The following is a 23263-nucleotide window of genomic DNA, read 5'->3' as shown; positions in this document are numbered from 1 at the left end:
TTTCTGAGTGGGCGCTAGAGCGAAATGCTCTAAAAAATATCTTGTGCGCAAAATAACTCAGCAGTAATTTTCACCTCACCGAATTACTTAACGCCCAAAATATTAACGAACAAACTACATCGGAGAATCACCATGAAAGCCTTGATCACCTTCACCGCCATCCTCGCGCTTTCCTCCGCCAGCTTCGCCGATACCGGGAGCAGCGAGCAGAAAAGCAGCGGCAACGGCAGCGGAGCCCAGTACCCGGAATGGCTGATCAACCACGACGGCTGATCCAGACAACCCCGACCACTCACGCACACCACGCAATCCAAACCTGACTGAAAAGGAAACCATCATGAGCATCGAAAACGTTCTCTACCGCGCCTACGCTGAAGCCACCGGCGGCCGTGAAGGCCGCGCCATCTCCTCCGACGGCGTACTCGACGTCAGCCTGACCACCCCGCGTGAGCTGGGCGGCGCCGGCGGCGAAGGCACCAACCCCGAGCAGTTGTTCGCAGCCGGCTACTCGGCCTGCTTCCTGGGCGCACTCAAGTTCGTCGCAGCCCGCGACAAGCACAAGCTGCCGGCTGATACCTCCATCGAAGGCATCGTGGGCATCGGCGCCATTCCCACCGGCTTCGGCATCGAGGTGGAGTTGCGTATCGACATCCCCGGCCTGGACCGCGAGGAAGCTCGCGCCATCGTGGACAAGGCGCACATCGTGTGCCCTTACTCCAACGCCACTCGCGGCAATATCGACGTGACCCTGACCCTGGTCTGAGTCGCACAAGGAACAAGGGCGGGCATCCCGAGAGGGGTGCCCGTTCTTTTTTGTGTGGGAGCGATTTCAATTTGGCTCCCGCAAGGAAGCCGCAGAGAACCTCGACTGCAGGGGCGCATTCATTCGCCAAGCAGGTCGAAGGTCTGCCGTTCAATGCCCAGAGGTCTGCTACGCAGCCCTTGACGATCGAAATCGCCCCTACAATTGCCCTCTATCCCCACCGCCAAGGAGTGCAACATGATCCTCTCCACCACCCCCACCCTCGAAGGCCGAACCATCCGCGAATACAAGGGCATCGTGGTCGGTGAAGCCATTCTCGGCGCCAACGTGTTCCGCGACCTGTTCGCCGGCATCCGCGACATCATCGGCGGCCGCTCCGGCGCCTATGAAAAGGAACTGGCCAAGGCCCGTGAAATCGCCTTCGAGGAATTGTCCGAGCGCGCCGAAAAGCTCGGAGCCAACGCGGTGGTCGGCATCGATATCGACTACGAGGTAGTCGGACAGAACGGCAGCATGCTGATGGTGAGCATCAGCGGCACTGCCGTGACCATCTGAGTCAGGACTTCCGGGCCTTCGCCATCTGCTTGTCTCGGGCGAGCTTGTAGGCCACGTAGTACTTGTAGATATTGCCGACGTAATCCACCGTCTCGCGCCCCACCAGGCGCGCGGCGGCGTGCTCGACGTTGCCGAACCAGACGTTCTTGTCCAACCCCGACTTCTCTGCCAGCCGGCGGAACTTGCGCAGGTTTCCCGGCCCGGCGTTGTCGGCGGCGAAGGCCATCAGGGTGCGGTTCACCGGCGTCAGTTCGGGGTCGTTCAGGTACTTGTCGGCCAGCAGCCGCATGTACTTGCTGCCCGCCTCGATATTGCGGTCAACGTCCTTGTCGATATCAGCGATGCCCACGCTGGGGTCGGCTGCGGTGCTGGGCAGCAACTGCATCACACCAACCGCACCGCGATGGCTGCGAGCACTCTGGTTGAGCTGGGACTCCTGGTACCCCTAGGCCATCAGCATCAGGTAGTCGAAGTCGTAGGTCCCGGCGTGCTTCTCGAAAATGCCGACCAGCGCGGCGAAGCGCTTCAACTCCTCCTCATGAGACACCGCCTTCGCCGCCCAAGGCGACGGAATCAGAACACCTCGTCGACCAACCGGAATGGATAAGGCGCCGCCTTGTACTTGCCCAGCTTGCCGCGCTTGGGCAGCTCGACCTTCTGATCGCGGGTCAGGTCCTTGTAGGGAATCTGCTTGAGCAGGTGGCTGATGATGTTCAGTCGCACGCGACGCTTGTCTTCCGAATTGGCCATGTACCAAGGCGCCCAGGAAGAGTCGGTGGCAGCGAACATTTCGTCGCGGGCGCGGGTGTAGTCATCCCAGCGAGCGTATGACTTGAGGTCCATGGGCGACAGCTTCCAGATCTTGCGCCCGTCGTCGATACGGTCCTTGAGCCGGCGGGTCTGCTCCTCGGCACTTACCTCGAGCCAGTATTTGACCAGGACGATCCCGGACTCGACCATCATCTTCTCGAACAGTGGCGTGACCGTGAGGAACTTGTGAGATTGCTCCTCGGAACAGAAGCCCATGACTCGCTCGACACCGGCGCGGTTGTACCAGCTGCGGTCGAATATCACGATTTCACCGGCCGCCGGCATATGCGCCAGATAGCGCTGTATGTACATCTGGGACTTTTCCCGCTCGGTGGGTGCCGGTAGCGCTACTACACGGAACACTCGAGGGCTGACCCGCTCGGTAATGGCCTTGATGGTCCCGCCCTTGCCTGCGCCGTCGCGCCCTTCGAAGACGATGCAGACCTTCAACCCCTGGTCCACCACCCATTGCTGGAGTTTCACCAGTTCCACGTGCAGGCGCTTGAGCTCCTTGTCGTACTCCTTGCGCCCCAGACTGTCCTGCTCCGCCGCGTTGGCGGCCGCCTTTTTCTTGCCCTTCGCCATGACCTGCTCCGCTGTTGTGGGACCCGATCAGTAAAAGCTAGCTGAGCTCTGGCATCTTGCTGGTCCACAAGCGAAACGCCCCATCCTGCGAGGCAGAACGGGGCGTTGTGAGCTTTCCGGCGCCACCGCTGCGCTGCAACCCGGCGCGCCGGTGCTGCTGCGCTGGGCCGCGGCGAATGCTTGCGTCTACACCGAGTGGAACGAAAGCGACCTGCTCAAAGGTGACGGGGCGCACTGAAGCGCATGGAGCTGCGAAGCCTGTAAGCGAATTCACTCGCGAAGCAGCCCAAAGGCCTTCTAACCCTGGGGTACGCCACGCGCACCGGCTTTCGGACCAGGTCGAGTGCCGCTACAAACGACTTCGCGAATCAATTCACTCCTGCACGGGCCCTATCCCTGGTCGGCCTTCCTGTCGGCCTCATCCAACTCCTTGACCCTCCAACGGCGAGCAACTGTTCCGCACCCGATGCAGCGCCTGTCACACCTCGGCCCGCAGGACGGCGAACTGGGTGCCTTGCGCAGCGTCGGCCCGGACCTGCTCGGCGTGACTCACCAGCGCGACGCTCAATGGCTGGCCCGCTGGCTCAAGGAGCCAGACCGCATGCTCGCCGAAAAGGACCCGCTGGCGGTCGAACTCTTCCGCCAATACAACCAGGTCGCCATGCCCAACCTGCAATTGGGCGAACAGGATATCCAGGCTCTGTTTCAATACATCGGTGACGAAGAACAACGGCAGGAATAACGCTAGCGAACCAAATGGACTTGTTCGGCTGGACTTTCACACACCGATTCCGAAGCAGAACCTCAACACCCCATCAAGTTCTGTGAAGAATTGAGAATTCCGCCAGAACCCACAACATGTTACGAACATCACCAGCATTCGGAAAAACTTGTAAATCGAAACTTTAAAAATTCATAAACATTTAAAGAACCTTCAAAGAACCAGACCAACAACATTAAAAAACATGAATACAAATGTATTTATCAAGCCACGAGATGGGATATCGGAATACTGACTTGTTGCTTGCGATTCAGGATGTTCAACAAGAGCCTCACGCGTTTATCCCCATCCATGGCCAGGAATATCGCATCCATCTCCGCGTAGGGCCCGACCCGAACCTGGACGCTGTCGCCAGCATGCAGGGCCGTAATTCCTCCCGCGTTGGCGCAGCGTTGCCGGAGGTGTTCGATGATGCTGTCAGGCACCCGCGCAGGGCTGCTTGAAAAGCTCACGACCCGTGCCACTCCTCGCGTACAGCGCAGTGCGACCCAATTGTCCTGGGCACGGAGATGGACGAACAGATAACCGGGAAACATCGGTTGGGTGAGCCGCCGCAGCCTGCCACCCTTGAGACTTTCCACCTCGAGGACCGGGCAGAAGCAGTCGAATCCCTGACGTAACAGATGCTCCCGCGCACGCTCATCCTGACGCGATTTGCACTGCAGGAGATACCAGGCAATTTCGGGGAGAAGTGCGTCCTTGCTCATGGCTGTCCCTGGCGTGAATGAACCTCACCATGACGCTAGTTCCACGCGCAAATTCCTGCCGCAAGACAAAACCGCCGGCCGACTAATGGTCATGCCGCCGCCCTCTCCGCTTGTCGGAAAGTATTAGCTGGACGCGCGCAGAGATTGTGCGCGTTAGACGGCGAACTATCCTGACTTCCTGTCATTGGACAGCACTCATTGAAGGCACTCTGCCATCAATTAATGCACATGGAATTGTGATCCCAAGTTAGTACACAAGTTCCAACACACAAACTTTCGCCCAACTTGTTGAAGGCGAGTGGCGGTAGCCTTGTGCCTGGATTATCGAGCACGCTCGAACAGGTAGCGGCCCCCTCCCTTTGCCCTTCCGTGCTTCGCTGCCCAGCAGCCCTGCCAACGGCAGCATCACCCCCTGCCCCGCGCAGTCGAACCGAGTCACCCAAGAGTCCACCAGGGACGCCGCCAGGCGCCTCCCTGGCTGGGTCCCCTGCACAGCGCAAAAGGAGTCGGCGTCATGGTCCAAGTCAGCTATCCCGGTGTCTACATCGTCGAAAAGGCCAGCGGGGTACGCACCATCACGGGTGTTGCGACCTCCATCGCCGCCTTCGTCGGCTATACGCGCAAGGGCGTGCCCGACAAGGCCGTGGCTATCACCAGCTTCGCCGATTTCGAGCGCGGCTATGGCGGCCTCGACCGCGATAGCCCACTGTCCTACGGCGTCCGCCAATTCTTCCTCAACGGAGGCACCCAGGCCTTGATCGTGCGTGTGGCGGTCGGTCACGCCACCAGTTCCTGGGTACTGGAGAACAGCGCCGGCGACCCTGTTCTGGAAGTCAGCGCCGCCAGCCCCGGTGCCTGGGGCAACGGCCTGCGGCTCAGCGTGGTGCACACCGGCGTGCGCAACCCGGACAGCGACTTCAATCTGGTGGTCTCGCAGTTGCAGGCGGACGGCGCCACCCTGGTGCCGGTAGAGACCCATCGCAACCTCAGTCTCGACTCCAACTCCGCGCAATACGCCATTTCGGTAATCAACAACGCGTCCGCACTGATCCGCGTCGCCCGTACGGGCGGCCTGACCTTCGCCGAAGCCGGTCGCGCGGTCAGCGCCGAACTCACCACCTTCCCTCTCGATCCGGCGAATTCCACCATCGGCGGAACGCTCAATGGCACCACTCCCTTCCTGCTGACCCTGCAAGATGCACCCTGGGCCAACATCGGCGACCTGGTGACTTCCACCAATGACGCCATCGTTGCCGCTGGCCTGGCCGCCGAGCTCCAGGCGTCCGAGACCGGCGCAGACGGCGAAACCGGCAACGACCACCTGAGCCTGGAGTCCCTGACCGCCGGCGAATCCTCCAGTGTGACCATTGCGGGAGGTGCCTTCGGAGGCCTTACCGCGACCCTCCACCTGGGGCTCGCCAACCTCGGCCGTGAGTTCACCGGCGCCGCCGAGCATCGTCCGGCCGTGGTCAGCAACCTCGCGCCCGCCGCAACCGGGACCGATGGCGCTCGCGGCGGAGCACTCGAGCTTGTGGGCAACGAGTCGGCCAAGACCGGGATCTATGCCCTGTTGGACGTGGACCTCTTCAACATCCTGGCCATCCCGGAAACCTTCGACATGACAGCTGGCCAGGAGGCCGGGGTAATACCTGCGGCCACCGCCCTGTGCGAAGCGCGGCGCGCCTTCTACATCGTCGACGCACCGTCCAATCGCACGCTGGCCAACATCGGCACCTGGACCAACGCCGCTTCGCAGTCGCGCAACGCCGCCACCTACTTCCCCGCCGTGCGCCTTGTCGACCCACTGGACGGCCTGCGGCCACGAGCGATGGCCCCCTCCGGCACCCTGGCCGGAGTCTATGCGCGTACCGATGCCACCCGTGGCGTCTGGAAAGCTCCCGCCGGCACCGATGCCGTACTCAATGGCGTGCTCGACCTGGCCCTGCCGGTCAACGACCTGGAGAACGGCCAGATCAACCCGCTCGGGGTCAATGTGCTGCGCAGCTTCCCCGCCTACGGACGGGTTTCCTGGGGAGCACGCACCATGAAGGGCGCCGACGCCCAGGCGGACGAATACAAGTACATCCCCATTCGCCGCCTCGCCCTGTTCCTCGAAGAAAGCCTTTATCGCGGTACCCAGTGGGTAGTCTTCGAACCGAACGACGAACCGCTGTGGGCGCAGATCCGCCTGAACCTGGGCGCCTTCATGAACGGTCTGTTCCGCCAGGGCGCCTTCCAGGGCAAGACGCCCCAGGAAGCCTTCTTCGTCAAATGCGACAAGGAAACCACCACCCAGGCCGACCGCAACCTCGGCATCGTCAACATCCAGGTCGGCTTCGCCCCTCTGAAACCGGCGGAGTTCGTCGTCCTCACCATCCAGCAGATCGCCGGCGATCTGCAATAAAGGGAGTCGGATCATGGCCCAGTTCGCCGTCAACACCCATCGTTTCGATCCCTACAAGAACTTCAAATTCCGCATCAAATGGGATGGCCGATACGTCGCGGGCGTCAGCAAGGTCGGTGCGCTCAAGCGCACCACCGAAGTGGTCGAGCACCGTGAAGGCGGTGACCCGTCCACCTCGCGCAAATCCCCGGGGCGAACCAAGTACGAAGCCATCACCCTGGAGCGCGGCGTCACCCATGACCTGGAGTTCGAGGCATGGGCCAACAAGGTCTGGCACGTCGGCACCGGGCTCGGCGCAGAGGTCAGCCTGAAAGACTTTCGCAAGGACCTGATCCTGGAGGTCTACAACGAAGCCGGGCAGGTAGTGCTGGCCTACAAGATCTATCGCTGCTGGGTTTCGGAGTTCCAGGCGCTGCCTGACCTCGACGCCAACGCCAACGCCATCGCGATCCAGACCCTGAAGCTGGAGAACGAAGGTTGGGAGCGTGACCCTGAGGTCTCCGAACCTACGGAACCTGTCCTGGCGGGGTGACCTGAGCCATGCATCAACTCCCCTCGCGCATCTCGATGCGGCCCTTCGGCGAACTCGCGGACCTGGACCTCGATTTCGCCGACCGCGACCGTCCAGGTCTGGTCACAGCGCTGCTGACCCAGTGCGCCAGTGGAACCGACATCGGGTTCTGGTGGGCGCAGCCGGTAAGCCGGCGCAGCGCCGCGCTGCTGCGCCTGGTGGCCGCCACCGACGGCGTGCATAGCCTGCCCTTCAGCGCCCGGTGCCCGGCCTGCAACGAGGTGTTCGAGTTCGAACTCCAGCTGGCGCCATTGCTGGGCACTGCCGAGGCCGAAGGGCCGATCCAGGTGAGCCTGGGCCCGAACAGCCAGGTCACCTTGCGTCGTCCCACAGGCGAAGACCTGCGCAACTGGCGGCAAGCGCGACCCGGCACGCCGGACGTGGCGCGACGGCTGATGCTCGACAGCCTGTTGCTGGCAGGACAGGTGCGCCCTGAGGACGAAGCGCAACTATCCGCGGCCATTGCCGAGGCAGACCCGCTGGTGGCCCTGGCCGTGGGTTGCAACTGCCCGGCATGCGGTGCGGACAGCGAAGTGCCCATCGACCTCGATGACGCCGCCCTGGCCCGTCTCAACGCACGCCAACGGGCCCTGCTGCGCGACGTGCATGACCTCGCTTCCCGTTACGGCTGGAGCGAAGCCCAGGTCCTGGCGCTGACCCCGGCGCGCCGTGCCCAGTACCTGGCCCTGATCGAGGCTTCGAGATGAGCGATTACTTCGCCGCCCTGATGCGCGCCAGCGGCCTGTTCTCCCCGGCGGGCACACCCACTTTCGAAGCACCTCTGGAGCTGGGTGCAGACGCGACGGTGCCGGCTGCGCCGAGCACACCGGTCTCCCGGCCCTTCACCTCGCAGGCTTTGCGCACAGCGATCCCGGACACACGGGTACCCACCCCCGAGGCCCCGGCGTCACAGCCCATGCGGGTAGACCTTGCCCGTGAGCCTGGTCGACCGGATGAAACACCCCGGCCGGGCAACACGGCGCAGCTTCACGACCTTGCACTGCGCCAGCACACGCCCGAATCGCCCCTGCCACAGAACATCGAAGAGCACGAACATCAGGGGCGCCCGTCTTCTGTCAATGACCCGGTGCAGGCCGCCCTGCGCTGGATAGCGGCCGATCCGCAATTGGCCGCGCCCCTGGAGCAGCCTTCCCGACACGGTGCCCGGCCGCCGCAGAAATCGGAGGGCCAACCTTCGCCCCCGCATCCGGAACACGCCACCACACGGGCCCAGCCGGGCTCCATGCCCGCGCCGGTGGCCAATGCCGCCACGATAGTCCCCTCGTCCAGCGCCTTTGGCGCCCCCATCTCCGCAGCCGAACCGGCGATACCAGAAATCCAGCCCGAGGCGCCCGGACGCTCCATGGAAGAGTCCGTGGAAATTTCTATCGGCGCGATTCACTTGCGAGTCGAGGCACCAGCCCCGCAGACCGTGGCGCGCCCTGCCACGCAGCCTGTGCGTAACCAGCCATCGGTCACACCCGCGGCCCCCGGCCGAAGTGGCCTGTCGCGCCGCGCCCTGCGGAGACTCTGACCATGGCCCTCGCGGACTCCGGCAAAGCCATCGGCGCCGTCACGCGCCTGCTGCAGGATCACCTGATCCGGCGCGGATTCGACGTGTCCATCGGCAAGCCCGAAGACGCGGCGAAAAACGATTCCAACGAGAAGCTCAATCTCTTCCTCTACGAAACCGCCTTCGACCCACAGCTGCGCAACCTGTCCCTGCGCGATGGCGAACCACCGCCGCTGTGGTTGGTGCTGAAGTTCCTGCTCACTGCGTTCGACATTGGTGAAAGCAGCGATACCGCCGCTGCCCATGACCTGCTCGGACGCGGTATGGCGGCCCTGCACGAACTCGCGTTCCTGCCCCTTGATTCGCTTGTAGCGCTGGACGTTCGCCAGGCACTGGAACATAACCCGGAACCACTCAAGTTGAGCTTCGACGAATCCGGTGCCGACCTGCTGGCCAAGACCATGCAAGGTGCCGAAGAGCGCTACCGCCTTTCCGTCGCGTTCCAGGTGCGGCCGGTGATGATCGTGCCCGCCAGTCTGCCGCGCGCGGCCCTCCTGGTGGGCGTGGACTACAGCACCACGCCCGAGACGCTGATCGGACTCGAAGGCGTACAAGTGGCCGTGATGCCATCCCTGGGCGCACGCCTGGACCGGGTCGAACCCGCGCGCTTCGAAGCCGGCGCCACCCTCACCCTGTACGGTGAAGACCTCAACCCGAGCAATCTCGAAGTGCTGCTGGGCGACGTCCAGCTCAACGTGCTTGAACGCGAACCGCAGCGGCTGCTGGTGAGCGCCGAAGGCAGCCCGGGCACGCCCATCGCCTCGGGTACCACCCTGTCGGCTGGGGAAATGCCGCTGATCGTACGCCGGCGCCTGTCACCTACCCGCGCCCGTTCCAGCAACCTGCTCGCGGCACGCCTGTTGCCAACACTGGACAGCGCCGCGCTGGTGGCCGGCGACCTGCACCTGCAAGGCACCCTGCTGGGTACCGACAGTGATGACCTGATGGTCCTCTTCTACCGCGAGAGCGACGGCGTGACCGTGCACCTGTTCGACGAGGTCACCACCGCCGTCGACCAGCAAAGCCTGGTGATTGCCGGCGCCGCTGCCGCTGTCCCGACCGGCAGCTACCGGGTGATCCTGCGGGTGAACAACCAGCAGGCCAAGGCCAGCCCCAGGGTGGTGGTGCCATGAACAATCCTTTCACCGCCCGGACACTGGCCGAGCCGGTGGCCTTCCTTCCTGGCGTCCATGGCACGGACATCCAGGCCCGCCACTGGCTGTCCCAGGTCACTCTGCGCCTGCGCCGGGAAGTCTGCTGGCTGTGGCGCGAGCGCGCCCAGCAGGGTGCTGCCGAAGGTGTTCTGCCAGCCCCGGTGGACGCCGCGCTGGCAGCCCTCGACCTGTTGCGCTACGAGCACGACAAGCGCAGGTTCTTCGCCGAGGACGTCACCGCTCGGTACCTCGACGAGCGCATCGCCACGCTGGCCCCAGCGGATGAAACCGCCCCGCCGCGCGGCTCCTTCGGCTGGGTTGCACAGCAACTGGAACTGGCCCCGGTGGAGCGCTTCGTGCTCGCCCTCGCCCTGCTCCCGGGCGTCGATAGCGCCGCCGGCCCGGTGATCGCCAGCTGCCTCAATGACCTCTCGCGCACCAGCCCCAATCTCGCCCTGGCTCAACGTCTGTGGGACGAGCCGGATGAGCTGTTGCGCTGCTTCGACCCATCGCACCCGTTGCTGCGCCATGGCCTGCTGGCCACGGCACAACCCCACGACTGGAACAGTCCCCTGTTCGTGCCGGCGCTGGTGGCCCGCGAACTGCTGTTCCCCGCCAGTGCCCCACCGGCGTCACTGCAACCGGTAGCCGCCGTGCGTCTGGCGGCAGCCATGGAGCCAGCTGCCGCCCGCGTCCGCGCCGCGCTCACCGCCAACCGCGGCGTGCAGTTACTGCCGCTACTTGGCGCCGCCGGAGCACCGCTGGCGGAAACCGCCGCCGCCTGCACGGCCCTGGCGGGTGTTGAAACCCTTCACCCCAGCACCTGCCTGCCCCGCGAGCACCTGGCCTCGGCAATGAGCTGCGCGTGGCTGCGCGGAAGTGCGCTGTATCTGCCGGCGAAACTGCTGGTCGACCCGACGGCCCACGATGGTGGCCTTGAACCGCCGCCGCTGCCCGGCCTGCCACTGCTGGTATTCATCGGTGCCCATGAGCGCAGTGCCCTGCACGGCCTCGGTGAAACGCTACCGGCGCTGGAGGTGCCGCCAGCGGACTATGGGCAGCGGCTCGACTACTGGCGTGGACTGTTTCCGGATACCGGGTTGGCGCCGTTGCTGCCCGAGCTCGCGCGGCGCTTCCGCTACGAGCGCACCGCCATCGAGCGGGTCGCCGGCGAGCTTGCCAGCCTTGGCCGCCTCCCCAGCGCCAGCGAGCTCTTCACCGCCGCACGGGCCGACCTCGACCTCGGCGCTCTGGCCCAGCCGGTCGTGCCGCGCTTCAGCCGGGACGAACTGATGCTCCCGGCCGCCCAGGCGGCGCAGGTCGATGAACTGGTCACGGCCATGCACAACCTGACCCGTGTGCATTTCGACTGGGGTACCGCACGCGCCTGGAACGAAGGAGGCCTCAGCGCCCTTTTCGCCGGACCACCGGGCACCGGCAAGACCATGGCAGCGGAAGCCATTGCCGCCGAACTGAGCTTGCCGCTGTATCGCATCGACCTGTCCCAGGTGGTCAACAAGTACATCGGCGAGACCGAGAAAAACCTGCGCCGGCTGTTCGATGCCGCTGACTCGGCCGACCTGATCCTGTTCTTCGACGAGGCCGACGCACTGTTCGGCAAGCGCACCGAGGTCAAGGACGCCCATGACCGCTACGCCAACCTGGAGATCAGCTACCTGCTGGAGCGCATGGAACGCTTCAAGGGTCTGGCGATACTCGCCACCAACCGGCGCAAGGACCTGGACGAAGCCTTCCTTCGCCGCCTTCGCATCGTGATCGAGTTCCCCCTCCCCGGCGTCGAAGAACGCTTGCGCATCTGGCGCAGCGTCATTCCAGCGAGCGTCGACGCCAGCAGCCTGGACTTCGACTTCCTCGCCCAGCGCTTCGCCCTGGCCGGCGGCCACATTCGCGGCGTGGTGTTCAACGCCTGCCTGCAAAGCGCCGCCGAGGGGGCGCCCAGGCGTCTGGACATGCCCGCCGTCGTACGTGCGCTGCAGCGCGAGTACGACAAGCTGGACCGCGCCAACAGCCTCGACCAGTTCGGCCCTTATGCCGCCCTGGCCGCCACCCACCGAACCCGTCGCTAGGTCTCCGGAGAGCGCCATGAGCAGACAGCTGCGAATAGAGTCCCTCGAACTCGACCTGCGCGGCATCCCGCCGGAGATTGCCGAAGCGGCTGCCCACGCGCTGGGCCCGGCCCTGGCCGAAGCCCTGGCCGGGCGCCATCTGCACACCGGCAATCATCGGCAGCTGGATGCCGGACACCTCGCCAGCAGCGCCACGGCCCAAGCGAGTGACCTGGCTACCGGCATCGCCAGACAGATAGCCCAGAGCCTCACTGGAGAGCGTCCATGAGCCTTCTTCGCGGCGCACTGATCGAATACGGCACCGACCTGATCGGCCCAATCCCCAATGTGGTGATCTTCCAGTTCAATCCCGAGTCCCTCACCCGCACCCTGGAGATTCCACCGCGCCCCACCGGCGCTACCCAGCGCGAAACCGCCCAGGCCGGGGAGAAGACCTTCGAGAAGATCACCTTCAAGGCGCACTTCAGCGCCGCCAACATGCTCGATGAAGGCAAGGTACTGGCGGAACTGTTCGGCATCGGTCCACAACTGGCGGCACTGGAGAAGATGGTATTGCCCAGCGCCAAGCTGGCCGGCCTGATCGGCGCCGCCCTGGACGCCATCGGCGATGCCCTCGGCGGTGGTGGCGACGACGCCCCGGCCCAGCCGATTCCGCGCGAGAAGTATCCGCGCATCCTGTTCATCTGGGGCCTGACCCGCGTGCTTCCGGTGACCATCGACTCCATGGGCATCACCGAACTGGAGTACGACGCGCTGCTCAACCCGACCCGTGCCGAGGTGGATATCACCCTCAGCGTCATCGCCGTCGACGACTGCTCGGACGACGTGCTGGCCAAGGGCGCCCTGGAGTACTCGACCCTTGCCAAGGAAGCCCAGGCCATCGCCAACCTGGCCAACACCGCTGAACAGATCGTCGAGCTGATCCCCATCTAGTGCCTGCCGCCCCCTGGTCGCGGTATCGAAGGAGCCCGTCATGTTCCTGCCCAACTCCCGCTACGCCCGCGTCGCCACGGTGGAAACCAGCACATCAACCGGCGAGAAAGTACTCGCCCTCAAACTGCGCCGACTGACACCCGTCGGCGGTGAGCCCCGGATGGTCGAGGCCGGTGATCGCCTCGACCTGCTGGCCCACGCTGGCGGCGGCGATGCCACGCAGTTCTGGCACGTGGCCGATGCCAACAGCGCCCTGGACAGCCGCAGCCTGGTAGAGAACCCCGGCGACACCCTGCAGGTGCCCAGGAGCTGAGCATGGCCGAGCAACGCTTCCGCGTCTGGTTTGGCGACACCGCCGCCGACGAAGACCAATTGCGCCGGATCGAGGAGATCGAGGTCACCCAGGAGATGGACGCGTTCTGGGAAGCCCGTCTGCGCATGGTCCTATGCCTGGACGCCAACGGCGCCTGGCTGCACTGGCCGGGAGAAACCAGCGAGCCCTTCTCCCGCGTGCGGGTCGAACTGGACATCGGCAATGGACGCTTCGCGCCCCTGATCGACGGGCCACTGACGAGCATCGATGCCGCGCTCGATTCGCAACCGGGCCGCAGTACCGCAACGCTGGTGGTGCGGGACGACAGCGCCTTCCTCAACCGCGACGAGGAAACCGAACCGCCATTCGAACATCGCAGTGCCAGTGACATTGCCCAAGAGCTGTTCGGCCGCTTCACCCAGCTTGCCGATACGCGCATTGACAGCACCGAGGCAACGCCCGAAACCACGACCCGACGCGGTACCGTGCTGCAGTTCCTGCGCGAATTGGCGACGGCCAACGATCGCCACGCCTATGTCCTGCCCGGCGACACACGCGGTGCCAGCATCGGCTGCTTCCTCGCCGACCCGACCGACGCGGCGGACCTGCCGCCACTGGTCATGATCGGCAACGGCCGCAACCTGGCCAACGCCAGCGTCACCCAGGACCCAGAAGGTGGTGAGCGCACCATTGCCCAGGTGTTACGGGTGGATGACCAGGGCGTGACCCACTTCGAGACCAGCGCCGCCGACCTCGGCCTGATGCGCGGCCTGCCGGCCCTGCCTGCGGACCTCACTCCCCGGCGCATGCTGCCTCCGGCCGAAGCCACGGGCGAGGACCCGACTGCCGCCGTGACCTCGCACGCACGGCGCAGCGGATACGTCTTCCACCTGGTCAGCCAGGTGATACCGGGCTGCTACGGCGCCGTGCTGAGCCCTTATCGCAAGGTGCGCCTGGACGCGGGCGCCACCCCCTACAGCGGCGACTACCTGCTCACCAAGGTGGTCCATCGCATCACGCCGTCGCTCTACACCCAGGAGATCGAAGCCAAGGCCGACTCACTGTCCGAAGTCTCGGGGGCAGCGGTGGCAGAGAGCCTCGGCGGCGGCCTGCAACTCTCAGTTTCGGCAAGCGTGGGGATCTTCTGAATGGACGAACTGCTGGAACACACGGTCGAGCGCCTGGTCGAGCACGCCGGCAGCCGCTACTTCGGCAAGTATCGGGGCACGGTCACCGACATCGACGACCCCAACGACCAGTGCCGCATCCGCGCCACGGTACCCGCCGTGCTCGGCGAACACCCGTGCGGCTGGGCCTTGCCGGCCGCGCCATTCGCCGGAGACGGCCACGGCATGGTGCTGCTGCCAAAGGTGGGCTCGGGCGTCTGGATCGAGTTCGAGGCAGGCAACCTGGACAACCCCATCTGGTCGGGCGCCTGGTGGGCCCAGGGCCAACGCCCCGAGCCCAAGGGCGCCGGTGTGCGCGTCATCGTCTCCGAGCAGGGCCACAAGGTGGTACTGGATGACGAGGCCAACGAGGTCCGCATCAGCCATGGCGACGAGATGATCGCCAAGACCATCACACTCACCGCCAGCGAAATCATCATCACCTGCGGCGCCTGCGAGATCCGCCTGAGCAACGAGACCATTTCGCTGAACAACGGCCTGATCAAGGTCGGCCTGGCCGGAGTCAGCCTGGTCAATGGCGCCATGAGTTTCGGGGTGCCGCCGACATGATCCCGATCCTCACCACCAGCAGCACAGTAATGTGCCCCCACGGTGGAACGGCCCAGTTGATCACCAGCAACACCGAGGCGCTGGTGGATGGCGCGCCCATGCTGTTGCAGACCGACATCCATCCCATCATCGGCTGCCCCTTCACGCCCGGCGCCTACTCACCCTGTGTCTCGATTCGCTGGGTGAGCGCGGCGACCCAGACCTCGATCCGCAATGTGCCGGTGCTGCTGCAGAACAGCGCCGGCCTCTGCCTCAATGCCGCGCAGGCGCCCCAGGGCACCGCCCTGGTGGTGCAGACCCAACAGAAAGCCAAAGGGATATGAGCATGGCACTTTCCAATGGACGGCACCTGGCCTTCCCCTTCCGCATCGGAGACGACGGCCGCAGCGTCGCCCCGGCGAACGACGACGCCCATGTGCATGACGAGCTGCTGCAACTGCTGCTGACCAGCCCGGCCGAGCGCCTGTTCCTGCCGGAATTCGGCGGCGGCGTGCGCAAGCTGGTATTCGAACCTTCCTCCGAGGCACTTCGCGGGGTGGTCAAGGCGCGCATCACCAACGGCCTGACCCGCTGGCTGGGACACCGGCTGACGGTGGAAATGGTCGACGTGATCTGGGATGACGCCGCCGCCACTCTGGAAGTGACCCTCAAGTACCGACCCGCGGGCAGCCCGGACTCGCGCGTCATCAAGTTCCAGCGCAGCTCGCGCTAGGGATAGCCCAGCATGGCCGCTATCAAGTTCCCCGACCTGGTCGACGAGCGCGCCGACCAGTTGCAGAGCCACGGTCTCGACGGTCTGAAACTGGCGCTGGTGAGCCTCCAGCCAGGTCCCGCCCCTGGCCACGCGGACCTGGAGCTGCACTTCTTCAACGGCCTGCACCTGGCCGCGATCGTCGCCGACATCGGCGGCGATCCGGCACGCGCCCGCCAGGTATTCCGCGTTCGCGGCGGTAGTCGGGTGGTGGCCGGCAATGCCAGCGGCCAGGTGCAGGTCATCGCCGTAACACCGCTCGATGCCACGCGCCTGTCCCTGCGCATAGCGCCCGTGGGCGATTACTCCACGTACCGACTGGAGCTGGTCTGGGACGCCGCATTGATCGACCCGTTCTTCAGTGCCATCGGCTTCCGCTTTCGTCCTGGCTGCTTCACCAACGACTGCGCCCCGCCACAGGGCGGGCGGCCGCCGGCACCCAATCCGGCGATTGACTATCTGGCCAAGGACTACGACTCCTTCCGCCATACCCTGATGGTCGCCATGGCCGAGCGTGTACCGGGCTGGGCCAGCACCAGCGAAGCCGACCTGGATCAGGTGCTGATCGGCCTGTTCGCCGCCGCCGCCGACGAACTCAGCGACTTCCAGGACCGGGTGATGGCCGAGGCCTACCTGGCTACCAGCCGCAAGCGCGTGACCCTGGCCCGCCATGCACGCCTTATGGATTACCACCTCCACGAAGGTAACCAGGCCAGTACCTGGCTGGCCCTGGAAGTGGTCGCCGGCCAGTCCCCCTTCAGCCTGGACGACCAGGAGCTGGTGACCTGGACCGGCGATACTCCACCCAACGCCGACGCGGTGTTCTTCGCCAGCCGCCAGCGCCGCCTGGAGCCGTCGCGTCGCCAGTACCTGGACCCACGCCTGAACCGTCTGCGCCTCTACACCTGGGGCAACGCCCAACCTGCTCTCGCCGCCGGCAGCACCGCCGCCGACCTGGTGCCCGAGCCGCCCCTGGCTTCCCAGGCCGAGGCCGAGGCCCTGCGTGATCTGGTGCGCCAGGGCCGCTGGCGTGAGTTGCTGATCGAGGAACGGTTGAACCCGCTGACCGGCCAGGTACCCGGACGCAACCCCGCGAAACGGCAACTGCTGCGCCTGCTGCCGGGCAACGACCTCGATGGCGGCGCCGCCGAAAGCCGCTTCGATCCGCTGACTGGCACCTGGATGCTGAGGGTGAGCTGGCGCGAGGAAGATGCCCTGCGCCACGACTTCGCTTTCACCACGTTCTGCCCCGGCCCTCCGCCCGTCGCAGTGGAGGACATCTCGGTGTTCCGTGGCAACCTGCTGCCGGTATACGAAGGGCAGCCACTGCGGGTGCAATTCCGCGAACCCGGTAGCCTGTTGCCCAGCGATATCCCCGGCCTGCGTCATCGCCACTACCAGCGTCTCGACCGCCATGGCGACGGCCGTGACTGGGTGCTGGCCGAACTGCCGGACGAGGGCCCGCTGGCCTACCTGCCGCCGCCCCGGGGTGGCGCTCCAACGGGAGAGGAACCGGCCCGCTCGACGCTCTGGCTGCAGGTGGAAAGCCCGGGCGGCGCCCGGGAAGACTGGGACGAGGTAGAGAGCCTGGTGCACAGCGACGACTCGGCGGAGAACGGCGACCATTTCATGGTCGAGACCGACGAGCACCGGCGCAGCCAGCTGCGCTTCGGTAATGGAGCCAACGGCCGATTGTTGCCAGCCGGTGCGGTGGTGCATGCCGAGTACCAGGTCGGCGGCGGTCACCCCGGCAACATCGGTGCCGATCAGCTGGTCAACCTGCAGCCCCTCACCGGTGCCCTGAATGGGGCGCTAGTGGCGGCCACCAATCCCTTCGACGTCGGCGACGGACGCGATCCGGAACCGGTCGAACGAATCCGCCGCAACGCCCCGGAGGCTTTCCGCGCACGCCAGTTGCGGGCAGTAACCCTTGCCGATTACGTCAGGCGCGCCGAGGAAGTTTCCGGTGTGTCTCGTGCCGTGGCGCGCTACGCCTGGACCGGGAGCTGGCGTACCGTGCGCATCGCCATGGACCCCGCCGGTTTCACCGCTCTGGGCGACGAGCGCTCGGAGACTCTGTGGAATGAACTGCGCTCACGCGTGGCTGACCACTTGGAAGCGGTGCGCCTGATAGGCGAGGACATCGAACTGCGGCCTCCGCGCTATGTGCCGCTGGATATCCGCGTGGTGGTCTGCGCCGGCGATGCCTACTGGCGCGAAGACCTGCGCTACGAGCTGGAGCAGGAGTTCTCCGACGGCTGGACCGCCGACGGCCGTCCCGGATTCTTCCACCCGGACCAATGGACCTTCGGGCAGTCCCTGCACCGCAGCATGATCGAAGGCCGCCTGCAGCGCATCGCCGGCATCCGCCACCTGGTCAGCCTGAGCATGAAGCGCTTCTCCGCACCACTGCCCGGTCTGCCCGGAGCGCCGGTACTGGAGATCGGCTTCGACGAGACCCTGTTGCTGGCCAATGACCCGGACCACCTCGAACGCGGGCTGATCCGCTTCGAGATCCAGGGAGGGAGACGCTGATGCCCTGCAATCCGCTGATCACTGATCCCTTCGTGTTCCCCCGACACGCCGACAATCGGCCGGGCCTGCCGCGTATCGCTTACCGCATCGGACGCTACGCCGACTTCCTGGAAGCCATGACCCGCTCCCTGGACGCCGCGCCGGAGCTGGCCGCCTGGACTCATCGCGAAGCTGACGACCCCGGCATTGCCCTGCTCCAGGGTGCGGCGATCCTCGGTGACATCCTCAGCTTCTACCAGGAGCACTACGCCAATGAGGCCTACCTGCGTACCGCGGCCTGGCGTGAAAGCATCGCCGAACTGGTACGCCTGACCGGCTATCGCCTGGCACCGGGAATCGGCGGTCGCGCCACGCTGGCTTTCGAGGTACGCGGTGAACGGCCCCTGACCTTGCGTGCGGGATTCCCGGTCAAGGCCGAATTGCAGGGCCTGGCCACGCCAGCGGACTTCCAGACCGACGTCGAACTGCTCGCCTGGCCGCACCTGGGCCGTTTCAACCTCTACCGCCCACGCTCCTATGCCGCCAGCCTTGCCGCCGGCGCCACCCGTTTCGAGCTGCACAGTGTCGGCAATGCCAGCGATAGCGCCAGCCTCGTCGCCTTCGAGCTCAAACCCGGCGATTCATTGCTGCTGATGCCGCCGGAGCCGGGCTGGACCTCCAGCGGCTCAACCCTCACCACGCAGCAGGCGCCGCAACAGGTCAAGGTCAAGACCGTCACCCGCCTGCTCGGCCGGGTGATCGTGGAAATCGACGCTCCGTTGCAACACAGCTGGAGCCAGCCGGTGGCGGCCTTCCGGATCGGCCGCAGCTTCCGTCACTTCGGCCACAATGCGCCGGCCAAGACCATCACCAGCCGCAAGAGCGGCAGCGAAATCGTCGGCTCCCTTGAATCCGATACAGGCTTCCAACGCCACCTCTACCCCCACGATTGCACCAACACCAGTGCATCCATCGCACTTCCGGCCGACCTCCTTGCGCTGGATGCCGAAGTCAGCGACCTGCGCCCTGGCATGCATCTCGTGGTGCAGGTGCGCGTGGCAAAAAGCGGCGTCACCGGCCAGGTACCGCTGTCGCTGGTGCGCAAAGTGCTGGCGGTGCGTTCAGCCACCCTCGGCTTCGGCAATCTCAACGGCCCCAGCAGCCTGCTGACTCTGGACCAGCCACTGATTCGCCATGCCATGAGTGGCTCGCCCTGGAGCGATGTCCGCGACTTCCTGATCCGCGAAGTCACCAGCCCGGCCCTCGCCCTCAAGCCGGTTTCCACGCCCGCCTCCAGCGGCTATGCCAACGGCACCGGCGCCCTGTTCTTCTACGGCACCGCCAACCACGCACGGGCGCTGGCCGGACGCAGGCTGTACCTCAGCCATCCCGATGGACGCAGCGTCGAGCTGACCTGTACCAGCAGCCCCGCCAGCTTCCCCACGCCGACACCGGATGTGGCGCGCCCCTGGTTGCTGAACTTCGACCGTCCACCCACGCCCTTCACCCGCGCCGACTTCGATGAAGCCGAACCACGGGTAACGGTCCATGGCAACCTTGTCGATGCCTCCCAGGGCAAGGCAGAACACGAGGCCGTGCTGGGTAACGGCGACCATCGCCAACCATGGCAGACCTTCCCGTTGCCCAAGGCGCCACTCACCTACTTCCTTTCCGCCGGGGCGGTGCCACCCCACACCCCGGAGCTGGAAATCTGGGTCGAAGGGCGTCTGTGGAACCGGGTGGACAGCTTCCATGGTCGCGCGGCGGCGGAGCCGATCTACATCGTCCGCGAAGACGCCGAGGACCGCAGCTTTGTACAGTTCGGCGATGGTGAGTCCGGCGCCCGGCTGCCCTCCGGTCTGAAGAACGTGGTGGCGCGCTACCGCAGCGGCGTCGGCGCACGCGGGCCGATCAAGCCGGGCGCCACGCCGACCGCAGGCGAGCGACCGGCAGGATTCGACAAGGTTTCCCTGGCCGGCATCGTCTCCGGTGGCGCCGACCCTGAACCGGGCTACAAGGCGCGCGAGGCGGCACCTGGCAAAGTGCAGAGCCTGGGAAGGCTGGTCAGCATCCGTGACTACGAGAGCGAAACCCTGGCCCTTCCCGGCGTGGTCCGCGCAGCCGCAGCCTGGGACCTGCATGAGGGTGTACCGGCGGTAATCCTGCGGGTGCTGCTGGCCGCAGGGCGCGAGGCCGAGTTCACCGCGATACAGGCCACCCTGGCCCATGCGCAGCGCTGCAGGGGGCCGGATCGTTTTCCGCTGGTGGTGCAACAGGCCCGTCTGCGCCATGTATTCGTCGACCTCAGCTACGCCCGCGATCCGCGTTATCGCCAGGAGGATGTGGAGAACGCCCTGCGCGCTTCCCTGGGCCTGACCGGGGTGGTCGCCGACGAGCGCAGCGGCCTGTTCGGCCTCCAGGCGCGACAACTGGGCGAGCCCGAATACGCCAGCCGCATCGAAGGCCGGGCGCAGAATGTAACGGGGGTGCTCTGGTGCCGGGTCAGCGCCCTGGGCCTGCTCGCCCCCGGCAACGACAGCAACGCCGCCTTGCCCTCTGCTCCCCGGCCCCAGGCCCAGGTGCTCTCTTGCAGCCCCCATGAACTGCTGCAACTGGCGCCGGCGCACCTGACCCTGACCCCGATCGCCGAACCCGCCGCGGGGGAATGCCCATGAACCGAGTCCCCCTGTTCGAGCGCCTGCCGGATATCTATCGCACTCGCGATGCCGAGGTCACGCCGGCCAATCAGTTGCGCGCCTACCTTCGCGCCATCGAAGGCCCCTTTGACGCGCTGCACCAGAACATCGCCCAGCTTTATGAAGACCTGTTCATCGACACCTGCGACGACTGGGTCATCCCCTACCTGGCCGACCTGCTGGGCACCACGCACCTCAAGGGCGATCCACGTACGTTGCGTGCCGACGTCGCCGACACCATCGCGCTGCGCCGGCGCAAGGGCACCCTGGGCGCCATCGAGCGTCTTGCGGTCAACCTCACTGGCTGGGCCTGCCGTGGCGTCGAGTTGCGCGAAAACCTCGGCTGGACCCAGCACCTCAACCACCAGCGCCCCGACGCCGGCGGCCAGCCCCCTTACGGCACCGCAACGCTCACCCGTTTCGAGGTACCCCGCGGCGGCACCGCACCGATCCGTGAGCCGGCTACCCTGGCGCTGCTCGGCACGCCCTTCGATCCCTTCGCCTACAGCGCCGACCTGAAGCCCGCGGTGGACGACCAGCGCCACATCAACCTGCCGAACCTGGCGATCTTCCTCTGGCGCCTGTCGGCCTACCGGCTTCCCCGTGTCCGCCCTCTGGCCAAGGGCCGCATCAACCTGGGAGTCCAGCCGGCCGGAGTGGCACGCTTTGTCCTGCGCTTCGACCTGCACCCGCTGGACATCCCGGTACACCTGTTCAACACCAGCCGCCCCGGTTTCCTCCGGGCAGCCACCTCAGGCGGTGTAGTTGCACCCCTGACCGAAGCCGACGCCGTACCCGGCCCGATGCTCGATGCACGACTGGCCAGCCATGCCGACGCCTACGTACGGGTGGACTACTACGATCCGGCAACGACACCCCCGAGCGGTTTCGACCTGGGAGATGCCGGCCTGCACCTGTTCCTGCCCCGCGCCCTGGAACCGCTACTGGTACCGCCGCCACCCCAGACCGAATGGCGCTGGCGGTTCCGTGGCGACAACCTCTGCGCCTGGGAAGAGGGTTTGCGACGCCCCACCGCCATCGGCGAGATCGTCATAGACCCGGACATCGGCCGGGTGCTGGTCGGGGTGGCAACCGCCGCTCAGGCCGACCTGCTGGTGACGACGGACAACGGCGCACTGGTCTCGCAATTGCAGGCCAGCTACACCTACGGCGCCGCGGGTCCGGTGGGCGCGCACCCGCTGTCGCGGCAGGTCCCGGTCATACCGGCGGATGCGGAAGTACGCCGCGTCGGCGAGGTATCCGGAGGCATCAGCCTGCAGCAAGCCCTGGATGGCCTGGAGAGCGCAACAGGACCGGTGATCGTCGAGATCCACGACAGCCTTGTGCATCCTCTCGACCTTGCCGCCATGACCGGCACGGCCGTCGATGGCACCCACTCACTGCGCCTGGCTCACTCGTTGACCGTCCGTGCGGCCGGCGGCCATCGGCCACTCCTGCTCCTGGCGCAGCCTTTGTCACTGCGGGTGCTGGACGCCGCCAACGCAACGCCGTTCACCCCCCAGGTTCGCCTGGAAGGGCTTTACCTGGCCGCCGACCCGGCGGCCCCCTTCCCCATCGGCCAGGCCCTGATCGACCGCGCCGCGGTGGCACGCCTGGAATTGGTCGGCTGCACCCTGGCGCCTGGCGGACATAGCCTGCGCAACGGTCAGCGCGCGCCCATGCAACCGGCACTGCGCCTGGAGGATGGCTACGGTTTTGATGCAGCCGACCAGGATGCCTTCACGCCCACGCCGGACATCCTGATCCAGCGCTCCATCGTCGGCTCGATCGCCATCGACTCGCGCTACCGACTGGATATCCAGGACAGCGTGGTAGACGCCGGACTTGGCTTCGACGACGCCCCCACAGGCCAATTTGCCATCGCGGCCGCCACCGACCCGACCAATGCATGGGGCGCCGCCCTCGACTTCCAGGGCCTGACCTGTTTCGGCCCGGTGCGTGTCACCGCAGTGGGTGGCCTGGGCGGCATCTTCAGTCAGCGCTTCGAAGTACTGGACAACCAGCACGGCTGCATCAAGTGGAGCGCTTTCAGCAGCGCCGCCGACCGTTTGCCAGCCAACCATTTCTGCGTACACGCGCCGGATGCGCGGGTGTACTTCACCTCGGAACGCTTCAACGACCCGGGCTACGCGCAGCTCCAGCGGGAAACCGACCGGCGCGTGCGCGAACTCGGGCCGGACGACGATGCGATGGGTGCCTTCGGCTTCCTGCTGGAGACACACAAATGGACCAACCTGCACGTGCGGCTGCGTGAATTCATGCCGGTAGGCGTGAGGCCGCTGGTTGTACCCGTCACCTGACGAAGGGGG

At 65.8% G+C, this 23263-nt stretch carries 21 protein-coding genes and 2 pseudogenes; 20 read left to right on the top strand and 3 right to left on the bottom strand.

Annotated elements, in window-relative coordinates:
* Nucleotides 1–132 precede the first annotated feature (132 nt).
* The 3 genes from E8E75_RS06690 to E8E75_RS06680 all read left to right on the top strand — a co-directional run bounded on the left by E8E75_RS06690 (nucleotide 133) and on the right by E8E75_RS06680 (nucleotide 1318).
* The gene (locus tag E8E75_RS06690; protein ID WP_162945880.1) at nucleotides 133–273 is read left to right on the top strand and encodes a hypothetical protein; all 141 of its coding nucleotides are present in this window, start codon (nucleotides 133–135) and stop codon (nucleotides 271–273) included.
* A 64-nt stretch (nucleotides 274–337) separates the two neighbouring features.
* On the top strand, nucleotides 338–763 hold the full coding sequence (locus E8E75_RS06685) for an organic hydroperoxide resistance protein (RefSeq protein WP_028630338.1): 426 nt from the start codon (nucleotides 338–340) through the stop codon (nucleotides 761–763).
* A gap of 237 nt (nucleotides 764–1000) precedes the next feature.
* On the top strand, nucleotides 1001–1318 hold the full coding sequence (locus tag E8E75_RS06680) for a heavy metal-binding domain-containing protein (protein ID WP_120655084.1): 318 nt from the start codon (nucleotides 1001–1003) through the stop codon (nucleotides 1316–1318).
* Between the two features lies 1 nt (nucleotide 1319).
* Here E8E75_RS06680 and E8E75_RS06675 read toward each other — a convergent pair.
* Together E8E75_RS06675 and ppk2 are read right to left on the bottom strand one after the other, a co-directional pair.
* Nucleotides 1320–1862 (bottom strand): annotated as a pseudogene (locus tag E8E75_RS06675) (transglycosylase SLT domain-containing protein); the annotation flags it as partial.
* 29 nt (nucleotides 1863–1891) lie between these two features.
* The gene (ppk2, locus tag E8E75_RS06670; RefSeq protein WP_120655083.1) at nucleotides 1892–2713 is read right to left on the bottom strand and encodes a polyphosphate kinase 2; all 822 of its coding nucleotides are present in this window, start codon (nucleotides 2711–2713) and stop codon (nucleotides 1892–1894) included.
* Nucleotides 2714–3147: 434 nt separating this feature from the next.
* On the opposite strand from ppk2, the pseudogene E8E75_RS06665 reads away from it, so the two are divergent.
* A pseudogene (locus E8E75_RS06665) lies at nucleotides 3148–3455 on the top strand (cytochrome c); the annotation flags it as partial.
* A 242-nt stretch (nucleotides 3456–3697) separates the two neighbouring features.
* On the opposite strand, the gene rfaH reads toward E8E75_RS06665, so the two are convergent.
* Complete coding sequence (gene rfaH / locus E8E75_RS06660; RefSeq protein ID WP_153918326.1) at nucleotides 3698–4201, bottom strand: transcription/translation regulatory transformer protein RfaH; 504 nt, start codon at nucleotides 4199–4201, stop codon at nucleotides 3698–3700.
* Between the two features lie 514 nt (nucleotides 4202–4715).
* Here rfaH and E8E75_RS06655 point away from each other — a divergent pair.
* The 16 genes from E8E75_RS06655 to E8E75_RS06580 are packed head-to-tail and all read left to right on the top strand — an operon-like array spanning nucleotide 4716 to nucleotide 23254.
* Complete coding sequence (locus tag E8E75_RS06655) at nucleotides 4716–6605, top strand: phage tail sheath C-terminal domain-containing protein (RefSeq protein WP_120655081.1); 1890 nt, start codon at nucleotides 4716–4718, stop codon at nucleotides 6603–6605.
* A 13-nt stretch (nucleotides 6606–6618) separates the two neighbouring features.
* Nucleotides 6619–7137 (top strand): phage tail protein, encoded by a 519-nt coding sequence (locus E8E75_RS06650; RefSeq protein WP_120655080.1) that lies wholly within the window; start codon nucleotides 6619–6621, stop codon nucleotides 7135–7137.
* Nucleotides 7138–7145: 8 nt separating this feature from the next.
* Entirely contained in the window at nucleotides 7146–7883 is a 738-nt protein-coding gene (locus E8E75_RS06645) for a hypothetical protein (RefSeq protein ID WP_153918324.1), read from the top strand.
* On the top strand, nucleotides 7880–8710 hold the full coding sequence (locus E8E75_RS06640; protein WP_153918322.1) for a hypothetical protein: 831 nt from the start codon (nucleotides 7880–7882) through the stop codon (nucleotides 8708–8710). Before E8E75_RS06645 ends, E8E75_RS06640 begins: the two co-directional genes overlap by 4 nt.
* Nucleotides 8711–8712: 2 nt before the next feature.
* On the top strand, nucleotides 8713–9882 hold the full coding sequence (locus E8E75_RS06635) for a Pvc16 family protein (protein WP_153918320.1): 1170 nt from the start codon (nucleotides 8713–8715) through the stop codon (nucleotides 9880–9882).
* On the top strand, nucleotides 9879–11990 hold the full coding sequence (locus E8E75_RS06630) for an ATP-binding protein (RefSeq protein WP_153918318.1): 2112 nt from the start codon (nucleotides 9879–9881) through the stop codon (nucleotides 11988–11990). Before E8E75_RS06635 ends, E8E75_RS06630 begins: the two co-directional genes overlap by 4 nt.
* A gap of 16 nt (nucleotides 11991–12006) precedes the next feature.
* A complete protein-coding gene (locus E8E75_RS06625; RefSeq protein WP_120655075.1) occupies nucleotides 12007–12258 on the top strand; it encodes a hypothetical protein in 252 nt (83 codons plus the stop codon).
* A complete protein-coding gene (locus tag E8E75_RS06620; RefSeq protein WP_120655074.1) occupies nucleotides 12255–12923 on the top strand; it encodes a hypothetical protein in 669 nt (222 codons plus the stop codon). The genes E8E75_RS06625 and E8E75_RS06620 overlap by 4 nt, the downstream gene beginning before the upstream one ends.
* A 40-nt stretch (nucleotides 12924–12963) precedes the next feature.
* Entirely contained in the window at nucleotides 12964–13236 is a 273-nt protein-coding gene (locus E8E75_RS06615; protein ID WP_153918316.1) for a hypothetical protein, read from the top strand.
* Nucleotides 13237–13238: 2 nt separating this feature from the next.
* Nucleotides 13239–14384, top strand: coding sequence for a hypothetical protein (locus E8E75_RS06610; protein WP_153918315.1), 1146 nt, complete (start codon nucleotides 13239–13241; stop codon nucleotides 14382–14384).
* Nucleotides 14385–14972 carry a phage baseplate assembly protein V gene (locus tag E8E75_RS06605; RefSeq protein WP_153918313.1) on the top strand — a complete coding sequence of 196 codons (588 nt, stop codon included), beginning with the start codon at nucleotides 14385–14387 and terminating at the stop codon, nucleotides 14970–14972. It abuts the gene before it with no gap.
* Nucleotides 14969–15295: a hypothetical protein gene (locus E8E75_RS06600; protein WP_153918311.1), complete on the top strand. Its 327-nt coding sequence runs from the start codon at nucleotides 14969–14971 to the stop codon at nucleotides 15293–15295. Before E8E75_RS06605 ends, E8E75_RS06600 begins: the two co-directional genes overlap by 4 nt.
* Before the next feature lie 2 nt (nucleotides 15296–15297).
* Nucleotides 15298–15684, top strand: coding sequence for a GPW/gp25 family protein (locus tag E8E75_RS06595; protein ID WP_120655069.1), 387 nt, complete (start codon nucleotides 15298–15300; stop codon nucleotides 15682–15684).
* Nucleotides 15685–15696: 12 nt separating this feature from the next.
* The gene (locus E8E75_RS06590; protein WP_153918309.1) at nucleotides 15697–18258 is read left to right on the top strand and encodes a baseplate J/gp47 family protein; all 2562 of its coding nucleotides are present in this window, start codon (nucleotides 15697–15699) and stop codon (nucleotides 18256–18258) included.
* Nucleotides 18258–20912: a hypothetical protein gene (locus E8E75_RS06585; RefSeq protein WP_153918307.1), complete on the top strand. Its 2655-nt coding sequence runs from the start codon at nucleotides 18258–18260 to the stop codon at nucleotides 20910–20912. Before E8E75_RS06590 ends, E8E75_RS06585 begins: the two co-directional genes overlap by 1 nt.
* A complete protein-coding gene (locus E8E75_RS06580) occupies nucleotides 20909–23254 on the top strand; it encodes a phage tail protein (protein WP_218569230.1) in 2346 nt (781 codons plus the stop codon). Before E8E75_RS06585 ends, E8E75_RS06580 begins: the two co-directional genes overlap by 4 nt.
* Nucleotides 23255–23263: the final 9 nt, after the last annotated feature.

Origin of the sequence: Pseudomonas sp. BN606 (genome assembly GCF_029873115.1) — a bacterium.
GTDB lineage: Bacteria > Pseudomonadota > Gammaproteobacteria > Pseudomonadales > Pseudomonadaceae > Metapseudomonas.
The sequence above is the reverse complement of the archived record's forward strand: the minus strand, read 5'-3'. Positions and strand labels throughout refer to the sequence as shown.

What these genes read in the sequence shown, in the direction of transcription:
- ppk2 (WP_120655083.1), bottom strand. Translation starts at nt 2,713, where the DNA reads ATGGCGAAGGGCAAGAAAAAGGCGGCCGCCAACGCGGCGGAGCAGGAC.
- E8E75_RS06685 (WP_028630338.1), top strand. Translation starts at nt 338, where the DNA reads ATGAGCATCGAAAACGTTCTCTACCGCGCCTACGCTGAAGCCACCGGC.
- E8E75_RS06595 (WP_120655069.1), top strand. Translation starts at nt 15,298, where the DNA reads ATGGCACTTTCCAATGGACGGCACCTGGCCTTCCCCTTCCGCATCGGA.
- E8E75_RS06650 (WP_120655080.1), top strand. Translation starts at nt 6,619, where the DNA reads ATGGCCCAGTTCGCCGTCAACACCCATCGTTTCGATCCCTACAAGAAC.
- E8E75_RS06630 (WP_153918318.1), top strand. Translation starts at nt 9,879, where the DNA reads ATGAACAATCCTTTCACCGCCCGGACACTGGCCGAGCCGGTGGCCTTC.
- E8E75_RS06625 (WP_120655075.1), top strand. Translation starts at nt 12,007, where the DNA reads ATGAGCAGACAGCTGCGAATAGAGTCCCTCGAACTCGACCTGCGCGGC.
- E8E75_RS06580 (WP_218569230.1), top strand. Translation starts at nt 20,909, where the DNA reads ATGAACCGAGTCCCCCTGTTCGAGCGCCTGCCGGATATCTATCGCACT.
- E8E75_RS06635 (WP_153918320.1), top strand. Translation starts at nt 8,713, where the DNA reads ATGGCCCTCGCGGACTCCGGCAAAGCCATCGGCGCCGTCACGCGCCTG.
- E8E75_RS06640 (WP_153918322.1), top strand. Translation starts at nt 7,880, where the DNA reads ATGAGCGATTACTTCGCCGCCCTGATGCGCGCCAGCGGCCTGTTCTCC.
- rfaH (WP_153918326.1), bottom strand. Translation starts at nt 4,201, where the DNA reads ATGAGCAAGGACGCACTTCTCCCCGAAATTGCCTGGTATCTCCTGCAG.
- E8E75_RS06620 (WP_120655074.1), top strand. Translation starts at nt 12,255, where the DNA reads ATGAGCCTTCTTCGCGGCGCACTGATCGAATACGGCACCGACCTGATC.
- E8E75_RS06615 (WP_153918316.1), top strand. Translation starts at nt 12,964, where the DNA reads ATGTTCCTGCCCAACTCCCGCTACGCCCGCGTCGCCACGGTGGAAACC.
- E8E75_RS06605 (WP_153918313.1), top strand. Translation starts at nt 14,385, where the DNA reads ATGGACGAACTGCTGGAACACACGGTCGAGCGCCTGGTCGAGCACGCC.
- E8E75_RS06690 (WP_162945880.1), top strand. Translation starts at nt 133, where the DNA reads ATGAAAGCCTTGATCACCTTCACCGCCATCCTCGCGCTTTCCTCCGCC.
- E8E75_RS06600 (WP_153918311.1), top strand. Translation starts at nt 14,969, where the DNA reads ATGATCCCGATCCTCACCACCAGCAGCACAGTAATGTGCCCCCACGGT.
- E8E75_RS06585 (WP_153918307.1), top strand. Translation starts at nt 18,258, where the DNA reads ATGCCCTGCAATCCGCTGATCACTGATCCCTTCGTGTTCCCCCGACAC.
- E8E75_RS06590 (WP_153918309.1), top strand. Translation starts at nt 15,697, where the DNA reads ATGGCCGCTATCAAGTTCCCCGACCTGGTCGACGAGCGCGCCGACCAG.
- E8E75_RS06610 (WP_153918315.1), top strand. Translation starts at nt 13,239, where the DNA reads ATGGCCGAGCAACGCTTCCGCGTCTGGTTTGGCGACACCGCCGCCGAC.
- E8E75_RS06680 (WP_120655084.1), top strand. Translation starts at nt 1,001, where the DNA reads ATGATCCTCTCCACCACCCCCACCCTCGAAGGCCGAACCATCCGCGAA.
- E8E75_RS06655 (WP_120655081.1), top strand. Translation starts at nt 4,716, where the DNA reads ATGGTCCAAGTCAGCTATCCCGGTGTCTACATCGTCGAAAAGGCCAGC.
- E8E75_RS06645 (WP_153918324.1), top strand. Translation starts at nt 7,146, where the DNA reads ATGCATCAACTCCCCTCGCGCATCTCGATGCGGCCCTTCGGCGAACTC.